The sequence below is a fragment of the Nostoc sp. genome (assembly GCF_036917515.1).
Taxonomy (GTDB): Bacteria; Cyanobacteriota; Cyanobacteriia; order Cyanobacteriales; family Nostocaceae; genus Nostoc.
The window spans coordinates 16,329-28,226 of record NZ_JBALDE010000249.1 but is presented as its reverse complement, the minus strand read 5'-3'; the positions used below and the strand labels follow the sequence as shown (position 1 = coordinate 28,226).

General features: G+C 40.6%; 5 protein-coding genes. All 5 read left to right on the top strand.

What is annotated here, in order from left to right; genetic code table 11:
* Positions 1 to 153: 153 nt before the first annotated feature.
* On the top strand, positions 154 to 1,524 hold the full coding sequence (locus V7K89_RS31775) for an aminotransferase class III-fold pyridoxal phosphate-dependent enzyme (RefSeq protein WP_335194490.1): 1,371 nt from the start codon (positions 154 to 156) through the stop codon (positions 1,522 to 1,524).
* A 66-nt stretch (positions 1,525 to 1,590) separates the two neighbouring features.
* Positions 1,591 to 2,589 carry a cupin-like domain-containing protein gene (locus V7K89_RS31770; protein ID WP_335194488.1) on the top strand — a complete coding sequence of 333 codons (999 nt, stop codon included), beginning with the start codon at positions 1,591 to 1,593 and terminating at the stop codon, positions 2,587 to 2,589.
* 225 nt (positions 2,590 to 2,814) lie between these two features.
* Entirely contained in the window at positions 2,815 to 3,966 is a 1,152-nt protein-coding gene (locus V7K89_RS31765; RefSeq protein WP_335194486.1) for an acyltransferase family protein, read from the top strand.
* Between the two features lie 57 nt (positions 3,967 to 4,023).
* Positions 4,024 to 7,284: a non-ribosomal peptide synthetase gene (locus tag V7K89_RS31760; protein WP_335194484.1), complete on the top strand. Its 3,261-nt coding sequence runs from the start codon at positions 4,024 to 4,026 to the stop codon at positions 7,282 to 7,284.
* Positions 7,281 to 11,567, top strand: coding sequence for an amino acid adenylation domain-containing protein (locus V7K89_RS31755; RefSeq protein WP_335194482.1), 4,287 nt, complete (start codon positions 7,281 to 7,283; stop codon positions 11,565 to 11,567). Before V7K89_RS31760 ends, V7K89_RS31755 begins: the two co-directional genes overlap by 4 nt.
* Positions 11,568 to 11,898: the final 331 nt, after the last annotated feature.

The window sequence follows — 11,898 nt, the reverse complement described above, 5'->3', positions numbered from 1 at the left end:
ACAAATGCTCTGAATGCGGTAACTAAAAAAGACATTATTGGATGGTTCACCCACTGCTGTTACTATATTGCACCCAACTGAGAACCGCTATATACTCAAACTCATCGCCCTTATTTAGCAGACCCAAGAACTGTTTCCGGGTTTAACCCGACGATGAAAGAGATGGTTTATCCTATTGTGGTGTCTCGTTCATCAGGTTCTAAACTTTGGGATGTTGATGACAATGAATATGTCGATTTAAGCAATGGCTTTGGCTTGAATTTGTTTGGTTGGTCGCCACCTTTCATTACTGAAGTAATTGAAGCACAACTGAAACTCGGCATGGAAATCGGGCCACAAACTCCCTTAGTTGGAGAAGTGGCAAAGCTAATGTGTGAGTTGACCAACTTTGACCGAGTAGCTTTTTGCAACACAGGTTCAGAAGCGGTTCTGGGAGCGATGCGGATGGCACGCACCATCACAGGGCGTAACTTAATCGCCATCTTTTCTGGAGCTTATCACGGTATTTTGGATGAAGTAATTGTTCGAGGTACAAAGAAACTCCGGTCAATTCCAGCTGCTCCTGGTATTCCACCTGAAATGGTAGAGAACATTTTGGTGGTGGACTACGATTCGCCTGAGTCTCTAGAAATTCTCAGAAGTCGGGCTGATGAGTTAGCAGCAGTGATGGTGGAATCTGTGCAAAGCCGTCGCCCTGAATACCAGCCTAAAGAATTTCTCCAGCAATTGCGTGATTTCACCACAGAAGCTGGTATTGCTCTGATTTTTGATGAAATCGTTACTGGATTCAGAATTCATCCAGGTGGCGCTCAAGCACATTTCGGTATCAAGGCGGATATAGCAACCTACGGTAAGATTGTCGGTGGCGGACTGCCGATTGGGGTCATTGCTGGCAAATCACAATATATGGATGCTTTGGATGGAGGGTTTTGGCAGTTTGGCGATGACTCCGTTCCAGAAGTAGGCGTGACTTACTTCGCCGGCACTTTCGTCCGCCATCCTTTAGCATTAGCCGCAGCGAAAGCAGTACTTCAGCATTTGAAGCAGAGTGGCCCCAGCTTACAGCAAAATCTCAATGCCAGAACCGATAAGTTTGTAGCGGAACTCATGGGTTATTTCCAGCAAGTTCAAGCTCCGTTTACAGCTTATAATTTCGGCTCACTGTTTATGGTGAAATCTGCACCAGAGTTTGCTTACGGAGATTTACTGTTTTACTTGCTGCGGGATAAGGGAGTGCATACTTGGGATCACCGTCCTTGCTTCTTGACAACAGCCCATTCTGAAGCCGATCTAGCTTTTGTAATGGCAGCCTTTAAAGAAAGTATTGCCGAAATGCAGTCTGCTGGCTTCTTCTCTGCACCACCCATAGAAGTACCAAACCCCGAAATTACCAATAACAGCCTACGCAATCGTCCTCCGCAACCTGATGCCAGATTAGGACGAGATCCTCAAGGCAACCCCGCTTGGTATATTCCCGATACCGAGCGTCCTGGGAAATATCTACAAGTTGCCAGTGTTTCTTAAAGTGTTCTAAAAAAGCAATTGCACAAACTTTTGCAAATAGTAAATACTCATCCATCCAGGTTTCGTATGTCAGTTGATAATCTACTTGAACCGAGTTCTATAAAGTCCGATGCGAAGCTTCCCGAACAAATCATTGAAACCGATATTTCAAACTTTCGGGAAAACTTTAACTCTTCTCACTTCATGTTTTCGCATAACCTTGCAGGACATCCTTTATTTGAAATCCCCCGCTTAGTTGAGCTAGCAAATACTATGCTAAGTCAGGGTAGAACAAATAAAATCCAGTCTTATATCAGCAAAGTTCCTGTTGATCAAAAGTGGAATCAAAGACCTGGAATCAAGCAAATTAATGAGGCGATCGCACATATTGGAGAATCGGATTCTTGGGTCATGCTTGAAGATGTTCAAGTAGACCCAGAATATGCTGCCTTGGTTGACCAAATTATAACTGAACTCGAAACTCTTACAGGTAAGCCTCTTCGGCAGCAAATGACGTGGCTAGGTGCTTACATCTTTATTGGTTCTCCCAATTCTATTACACCTTACCATATCGATAGTGAGTTGAATTTCTTGTTTCAAATTCAGGGCGAAAAAGATATGAGCCTCTTCAATCAAAACGATCGTTCTGTACTGAGCGAAGAGGAAATTGAAAAATTTTATGTAGGCGACCTGAATGTAGCAAATTATAGAGAGGAAAATCAAAGTAAAGCAAGGGTTTACCATTTGCAACCAGGCAAGGGACTCCATCATCCAATACTGGCACCCCATTGGGCTAAAAATAGTAATAATGTCTCTGTAGCTTTAAGTATCCTCTTTTATCTGCGACCTTACGATCTTAAAGCCAGAATATATCAAATCAACAGTTATTTACGCAGACTGGGATTGGAACCTACTCCACCAGGTAAGTCTGTCCTGAAAGACCGGATTAAAATTTTTGCTCTAGGTCTTCTATCCGATCGCCGACCGAAAAGTAAATTTATGCTACTGCGCTCTGGTGTATTAAGACTCAAATCTCTTGAAGGAAGGCTAAAGCAATTTACCGACAAGATTATGAAAAAAATCTAATTTTTCTCAAATGATTAATTATTAATTAGCCTGAATACTGAATTGGTATTCTATAGCAATTCTAAATTATTTGTGAAATCTTCTATTTTAGCTACTCCACGTAGTTTACTTATATGCAACGTTACACATTACAGCCAACAGCAAGCAACTATGCGTCTAGATTAAAAACAATTTTCACAACTCAAATAGGATTGCTATAGATAGAAACTAAAACCAAAAATATCAATGTATAAACATATCAAATCGCTCACTTCTTTACGCGGTATTGCAGCCTTAGTTGTTGTTGTACACCATTTTTGTTCTTACGGGTTACCGAAAACAGGTTCAACTTTATCAAATTACAGCAATTTTTTTACAAATGGATATTTATGGGTTGACTTTTTCTTTATTTTGAGTGGTTTTATCATGACCCACGTCTATGCGGAGAATTTTTATTTAAAAGTAAGTTTAAAAAACTATAGTTTATATTTATTCTCGCGTTTTGCTAGAATTTATCCCATACATATATTTATTATTTCTCTATTTGTGGGATTAGAGTTTGTAAAACTACTTTTCCTAAACGCTTCTGTTTTTACTGGTAAATTTAACTTAACTGCTCTTGTTGCCAATATTTTTATTTTACAAGCCTTTGACCTAAAGTGCCCACCTTTATTATGGTGTAATACCTATTGGAATGAACCGTCTTGGTCAATTAGCGTAGAGTTTTTTATTTATTGCATATTTCCATTTTTATTATTAATCTTATTAAAAAACAACCTCAAAAGCGATTTGATCATTTATCATTTTACTCTCTTTAGTATATTAATACTAATCACCTTTACCCGTGGCAATTTAGATACTATTATTGGCATCCCTTCGATAGCTAGATGTGGACTAGAATGCATACTTGGTATTATTACTTACAAAATTTACCGTAGAGGTGATTATAAAAAGTATTTCAATCTTAATTTATTGGCAATTATAGCTATAACTTGGATAATTTTAATTATGCATTACTATTGGCATAATTTTCGTAACATTCATGATTGGCTAATTTTACCAGCTTTTTCTCTACTGATTTTATCAGTATCTATCAACAACAAAAGTGTAACATCAAAGTTTCTAAATTCACAGTTAATGCTATATATAGGGACTATATCTTACTCAATTTATATGGTTCATTGGTTTATTCAAGAATTATTAAAAGTTTTCTGGTTTTATAAATTTCACGATGTTTTTGGCAAAGGATTTACAGAATATCAATCGTTGATATCTTTAGGAGTATTTCTGATGATTATTTTATTGGCTGCATCATTAACATATAAATTTGTAGAAGTTCCAGCGCGTAATTATTTAAAGTCTAAAATTTTAGATAAACAATGTATTGAAAGTTATTAGTAAAAAAAAGATTGAGATTTAATCACATTCAATAAACTGAGAAAATAATAAATTTTTATGACTTTATCACCGATAGATTACCAATCCACATTAACTGCGGTTGATTTCGATCCATTTGCAGATGGAGAATTACTTTTAACCGCCCCTGCTACAGAATCACAAAAAGAAATTTGGGCTTCTGTGCAAATGGGAGATGCTGCCAATTGTGCTTATAACGAGTCTCAATCTCTGCGACTAAAAGGCGAACTTGATGTCAAAGTTTTCCAATCTGCGGTGGAAAAGTTAGTACAACGTCATGAAGCACTACGGACAACTTTTAGTACCGATGGCAATACACTATGCATTGTTGCTTCTCGGCAAATTGAAATTCCGATTATTGAACTTTCTAACCTAGAACTACAGGAACAACAGGAAAAATTAGCTAGTATCTGGCGACAAGAGGTAGAGCAACCTTTTGATTTGGAACATGGCCCTCTATTTCGGGTAAAAATTGTCAAATTGCAGCCGCAGGAGCATCTAGCTATTTTGACAGCTCATCATATTATTTGTGATGGTTGGTCTTGGGCTGTGCTGATGCCAGATTTGGGTAAACTTTATTCTGGCTTGCAACAGGGTATTGTTCCTGAATTAGAAGAACCAGACTACTTCAGTGAATATGCGATTTTGCAGGAAGAAGAAGCGGATAGTCCAGAAGCGATCGCCACAGAAAAATATTGGTTGGAACAATTCGCTGATGTACCTGTACTGGATTTCCCTAGCGATCGCCCCCGTCCCCCACTCAGAACCTTTAACGCCGCCCGCGAAGATTGGCATTTAAATCCCGAACTAGTTACCAACCTCAAACAACTAGGAACAAAACTCGGTTGTAGCTTTATGACCACCATTTTGTCAGGATTTGAGGTCTGGCTGCACCGTCTCACAAAACAAAATGACTTAGTTGTAGGTATTCCAGCCGCCGGACAAGCTGCTTTAGGGCAATATAATCTTGTAGGTCACTGCGTAAATTTACTACCTTTACGTAGCCAGATTAATGGTGAAAAATCTTTCAGCGACTACTTGCGATCGCGGCGATCGGCTGTCTTAGATGCTTATGACCATCAACAATCTACCTTTGGCAGTCTGGTCAAAAAATTAGTATTGCCACGAGATTCTAGCCGCATTCCTTTAGTACCGATTATATTTAATGTCGATCAAGCTTTAGACAGCGCTCGACTTCCCTTTATTAATTTAGAAGTAGAATTTTTCTCCAATCCCCGCGCCTTCGAGAATTTTGAACTGTTTATCAATGCTACGGAATTGCATGGTGAACTTATCCTCGAATGCCAGTACAACACTAATTTATTTGACGCTGATACTATCCGCCGCCGGATGGCAGAGTTTGAAACTTTGTTATTGGGCATAGTTGCTGACCCTAATCAAAGTATTGCTAAATTGCCAATTTTGCCAGCAGTTGAGCAACAGTTATTAGCAACATGGAACAATACTCAAACAGCTTATCCCCAAAATATCTGCATTCATCAGCTGTTTGAAACTCAAGTGGAAAAGACGCCAGATGCGATCGCTGTAGTTTTTGAAAATGAACAAATTAGCTACCGCGAACTTAATTTGCGAGCCAATCAGCTAGCTCATTACCTCCAAAGCTTAGGAGTCGGGTCAGAAGTTATAGTTGGTCTGTGTGTCGAGCGCAGTTTAGAAATGGTTATAGGAGTTTTAGGCATTCTCAAAGCCGGGGGAGCTTATGTACCATTAGATTATGCTTATCCTCAAGAACGTTTAGCTTTCATGCTGCAAGATGCTCAGGTATCAGTGCTACTAACGCAGCAAAAGCTAAAATCAGGTCTACCCAAACATCAAGCAGAGATTGTTTGCCTTGATAGCAACTGGCAATCCATAGATTATGGCTTAGATAACCCGACACATAACGTCACTGCCAATAACTTAGCCTACGTCATCTATACATCTGGCTCAACAGGTCAACCAAAAGGCGTTCAAATTCAGCATCAGAGTGCTGTTAATCTCCTTCAGGCGATCGCTCAAGAACCCGGTTTAACTGCTGAAGATACTCTCCTCTCTGTTACTAGCCTATCCTTTGATATTGCCGTTTCAGAAATTTTTCTACCCCTGTCTGTAGGTGCAAAGTTGGTATTGGTAAGCCGTGAAATTGCGGCTGACGGCACACAACTGTTAAAAGCCTTAACCACCTCCGGGGCAACCTTTATGCAACCGACACCAGTTACTTGGCGGCTATTACTGGCAGCCGGATGGCAAGGTAGTCCTCAACTGAAGATGATTTCCACAGGCGAAGCCTTACCTAAAGACCTCGCAAATCAATTATTACTGAAGGGAGCTTCTCTGTGGAACCTGTACGGGCCTACAGAAACAACGATTTGGTCAACAGGCTACAAGGTGACAACAGCAAATAAACCAATAGATATTGGTTGCCCTCTCGCTAATACGCAAATCTATATTTTAGACTCGCATTTACAACCCGTTCCCATTGGTATATCAGGTGAGTTGTATATTGGTGGCGAAGGATTAGCAAGGGGATATTTAAATCGTCCCGAACTGACTGCTGAGAGATTTATTTCTAATCCCTTCAGCTCAAACCCTAAATCGCGCTTATACAAAACTGGAGATTTGGCTCGTTATTTACCAGATGGACATATTGACTACTTGGGTCGTATCGACTATCAGGTAAAACTGCGTGGCTTCCGCATAGAATTGGGTGAAATTGAAACCGCACTTTTGCAACATCCAGAAGTAAAAGAAGCTATTGTAATTGTTCGAGAAGACATTCCGAATGAGACTAATTTAGTAGGTTATATTGTTGCCGAAACTGCTCAAGATGGCTTGCAAGTTATTTCGCAATTGCGTCGATTCTTGAAACAGCAACTTCCTGACTTTATGGTGCCAACAATCTTTATGGCACTGGAAGCTATGCCGTTAACCCCCAATGGCAAAGTTGATCGCAAGGCATTGCCACAGCCAGATGCTTCCCGCCCAGAACTAGAGGCAAATTATGTAGCACCTCGCACTTTCATTGAACAGCAGATTGCAGATATCTGGGCGCAGGTTCTTAATGTCAAGCAGGTTGGAATTTACGACAACTTTTTTGAATTGGGTGGATATTCTCTACTAGGAATTCAAGTGGTTTCTCGAGTGCGCCAAGCCTTGCAAGCAGAAATTCTGATGTCCAATTTATTTGAATTACCAACGGTAGCGGATTTGGCTGAACGAGTGGAAACTCTGCGGTGGGCAACCCAAGGCGTTCAAGCTACTGAGAGTGAAGCTGATGATTACGAGGAAGGTGAGCTATGAAAACATTAAATGAACTACTATCTGAGCTACGTCAGCGCGATGTCAAACTTTGGCTAGAGGGCGAACGCTTACGCTATCGGGCCGCAAAAGATAGTCTCACACCAGAATTGTTGACCGAGTTAAAAACTCAAAAAGCCGAAATCATCAACTTCCTCCGACAAATTAACACAGCCGCCAGTTCACAAATTCCCCCAATTGTCGCTTGTGAACGGAATGGCAACTTACCGCTTTCCTTTGGTCAACAACGGATATGGTTTCTTCATCAGTTTGAACCTGATAGTTCCTCAAACAATATGCCAGTGGTGGTACGTTTTACGGGGAATCTCAATGTTGCTGTCTTAGAGGAAAGTTTAAGAGAAGTCGTCCGTCGCCATGAAGTTCTGCGGACAACTTTTCCGGCAGTGAATGGAAAGCCCACTCAAGTAATTGCCACTGATGTTTCTTTGACATTACCAATAATTGACTTACGGCAAGTACCAGATGAACAACGAGAGGCGGAAGCTCATCTACTGGCAACTAAAGAAGCTCATCAACCCTTCGATTTAGGCAATGGGCCGATTTTGCGGGTGTTACTGCTTCGGTTGAGCGATCGCGAGCATCTGCTAATTTGGAATATGCACTGTATAGTTTGTGATGGAGCTTCGTCCGATCTGTTCTATCAAGACCTCACTACTATCTATAAAGCATTGTCGGTAGGAAAGGCTTCTCTTTTAACTCCCTTACCAGTGCAGTATGCTGATTTTACCAATTGGCAATATCAATGGCTCCAGGGAGAGGTTTTAGAGTCACAGGTAAACTACTGGAAGCAAAAGCTAGAAGGCAATTTACCGATCATTGAGTTACCTTACGATCGCCCCCGTCCTCAAAGCGTGCAAACCTATCGAGGCGATCGCGCGGCCCTGCTGCTATCAAAGGCGCTAAACCATGCTCTGACAGACCTGAGTCAAAAATGGGGTGTCACCCTGTTCATGACTCTATTGGCAGCATTCGAGCTATTGCTCTATCGTTATTCTGGACAAGAAGACCTACTAATTAGCTTTGCAAGTGCAGGTCGAGGACAAGTTGAAACCGAAGGGCTGATTGGATTTTTTTCTAATACTCTTGTACTGCGGAGTAACTTTGCAGGAAACCCAACTTACCGAGAATTATTAGACCGAGTGCGTAAGGATTGCTTAGAGGCTTATACCCATCAAGACCTACCTTTTGAAAAGCTAATTGAAGAACTTAAACCAGAACAGCAAAGTCGCAATAGTTCGCCCCTGTTCCAGGTAAAATTCTCCCTCAATCCTCCTTGGTCGAATGGTCGTGGCATGGCATCAGTGCAACTACCTGATTTGACTATCACTTCTCTATTTGGCTACATCTATCATGGCAAAACTAAATACGATCTAACATTGGTCTTGCGGGAACAGGATAATGGTCTGGGCATGGTATTCGATTACAATGCCGAGATGTTTGATGCCAGTACAATAGAGCGGATGTTGGGACACTTCAAAACTTTACTCGAAGGTATTGTTGCTAATCCCGATCGCCCGATTGCTGAATTACCTCTGTTGACAGCGCCTGAACAACATCAATTGTTAGTTGAGTGGAATAATAAACAAGCTGATTATCCCCAGGATACTTGTATTCATAAGTGGTTTGAAACTCAAGCTAAAAGAACTCCAAATAATATTGCAGTAAGTTTTGAAAATCAGCAACTAACCTATCAGGAACTTAATCAGCGTGCAAATCAACTAGCCCACTATTTGCAAACTCTGGGGGTAAAATCGGAGGTACTCGTCGGTCTTTATCTAGAGCCTTCCCTAAAGATGATTGTGGGGCTATTGAGTATTTTGAAAGTCGGGGGAACTTACGTACCGATCGCTCCGACATCTGGGCGAGATGATTTGGCTGTCATTTTAGAAGATGCCCAAATATCTTTGGTGTTAACCCAAAGCTCATTGGTTGAGAAGCTCTCTGAGCATCAGGCACAAGCTATCTGTTTGGATAGTGATTGGGAAGTTATTGCCGTACACGTGACTGAAAATCCAGAAAGTTATGGCACAGCTCGGACTCTCGCCTGTGTAATGTATGTGTCCGGCTGCAATGGAAAACCCAACGGTATAGCTATTACCCACCGTAATCTTGTCAGCCACAGCTTGGCAATTAGCGAAACTTGGGAGTTGACTCAGAGCGATCGCCTGCTACTTATATCTAGTAGCAATTGTGATACTTTCATTGAATCACTTTTCCCCACTTGGATTACTGGTGCTACCGCAATTCTCCAGTCTCAAGAGCTACAAAACTCGACGACGCAGTTTTTCCCATTTATTGCTCAACAAAAGATTACCATTGTCAATTTACCTACTTATGTTTGGTATGAGTTAATTAAACCATCTATATCTCCACAAACCTTGCCAGCCAGCTTGCGCTTAGTCATGGTTGGTGGCGAAAAAGTCTCACGCCATGCTTATTTAACTTGGGTAGAAAAAGTTGGCAAGCAAGTACGCTGGTTGAATGCCTATGGATCGCTAGAAACAACTTTAACCGCCACAGTTTACGATCCAGAGATAGCCACTGAAGACAACACTCGCTCAGAAATTCCCATAGGAAAAGCGATCGCCAATACCCAAATATACATTCTCGATCGGCGATCGCAACTCCTCCCTATTGGTGTAACTGGTGAAATCTACATCAGCGGTATCGGTGTTACCCAAGGCTACTTTAATCGTCCCGAATTAACATCTGAGAAATTTATCCCCAATCCCTTTAGCAGCGATAGGGCATACCTTTACAGAACTGGTGACTTCGGATGCTACTTAAGTGACGGCAATATTGAGTTTATAAGCCGCTTAGACAATCAGGTAAAAATTCGCGGCTTTCGCATTGAACTGGCTGAAATTGAGACAATTTTGGGTCAATATCCAGGTGTGCAAAAAACTGTGGTGATTGCCAAAGAAGATGTTCTTGGGGATAAAGATTTAGTTGCTTATGTTGTCCCCAAACAAGGGGAGACTTTTGGGAGTCAACAACTACTGAATTTTCTCCAGCAAAAGTTACCTAAACATTTATTACCTTCTGCCTTTTTCATAGTTGATTCTCTACCATTAAATGCTAATGACCAAGTTGATCGCAAAGCCTTATCTGCGCTAAATCAAAATAATTCTAAAATAGAAAAAACATTTGCCACAGAAGATCTATTACAACTTCAGTTAACTAAAATTTGGGAAAATCTTTTAGGTATTCATCCCATTGGCATAAAAGACAACTTTTTTGATTTGGGTGGAAACTCATTACTTGCAGTACACCTGTTTTCTCAGATTGAAAAAACATTTGGTCTAAATCTGCCTTTAGCTATTCTCTTGCAATCTTCAACCATTGAGGAATTAACTAATATTATTCGCCAGCAAGGGTCTTTGCCAGAAAGGCATAATCAAATTGATAGTAGTACTGGTATCAACTCAGAAAAATCGATGCCTTGGTCATCACTAGTACCAATGCAGCCCAAAGGTTCTAAGCCACCTCTATTTTGTATCCATGCAATTGGTTTAAGTGTCCTTTACTATCGAGATTTATCACTTCATTTGGGTGAAAATCAGCCATTTTATGCACTACAAGCACGAGGATTAAGTGGGAAAGAAGCTCCCTTTACCAAGCTTGGGGAAATGGCGGCTCATTACATCAAAGAGATACAAACTATTCAACCTGAAGGCCCTTATTTTTTGGGTGGCTCCTCCTTTGGCGGACTAGTAGCTTGGGAAATGGCTCAACAACTCGTAAAACAAGGTCAAAAAGTAGCTTTTTTAGCTTTATTTGATACTACTGGCCCAAATTATGTTAAACAAGCGCCATTAGAAAAACGAGTTTCTCAGCATTGGGACAACCTGACAAAACTTGGGACTAATTACGTACTTGAGCAAATAAGAAACAAAAGCTCTTGGCTAAAGTATAAACTTCAAGAAAAGTTCCGAAAATTTATCTTTAAATTTTCCTTAATAATCTGGCGGACTGTACCTTATAACTACCGGAAATTAACAATCGAAGAGGCTAATAAACAGGCTGCCAGAGAATACGTTCTACAAGCTTATCCCGGTCGAGTTACTGTATTCCGAGCAGAAGAGCGATTTGCATTGGAAAAACGAGACGTTGACCCTCAGATGGGTTGGAGTGAAATGGTTTTAGAAGGTTTGGATATTCAAAATGTTCCAGGAAACCACGACTCTATTTTTAGAGAACCCCATGTCCGAACTTTATCAGAAAAAATGAGAGCTTGTATAGATCGAGCGATTGTAGACATCTGAAATTTATCTAATTTGCAGAAATAGTTATAGCTTTCAACCTCATCTTGCTGACAGGATGGGGTTGTTTTATCTGTAAGTAATAACTTTAATTATCTATATATATTATGTATAAATACGCTCATCAAAAAATATTTTTATTAGTTAAAGACCTTTACCCAGGCGTGTTACAGGCATTGTTCTACGGTGAATAAGGACAGCAAATTACACCGCGACTTTCAAAGCTGATTCCCTGTTTGCACTATTTATTGTTATTGATGGGAGATGTGATGTTATTTGCGATCGCAATGGTAATATTGATCCGCAGGTTTAAGCAGTAAATTTACTGGAGTTA

What these genes read in the sequence shown, in the direction of transcription:
- V7K89_RS31765 (WP_335194486.1), top strand. Translation starts at nt 2,815, where the DNA reads ATGTATAAACATATCAAATCGCTCACTTCTTTACGCGGTATTGCAGCC.
- V7K89_RS31755 (WP_335194482.1), top strand. Translation starts at nt 7,281, where the DNA reads ATGAAAACATTAAATGAACTACTATCTGAGCTACGTCAGCGCGATGTC.
- V7K89_RS31760 (WP_335194484.1), top strand. Translation starts at nt 4,024, where the DNA reads ATGACTTTATCACCGATAGATTACCAATCCACATTAACTGCGGTTGAT.
- V7K89_RS31775 (WP_335194490.1), top strand. Translation starts at nt 154, where the DNA reads ATGAAAGAGATGGTTTATCCTATTGTGGTGTCTCGTTCATCAGGTTCT.
- V7K89_RS31770 (WP_335194488.1), top strand. Translation starts at nt 1,591, where the DNA reads ATGTCAGTTGATAATCTACTTGAACCGAGTTCTATAAAGTCCGATGCG.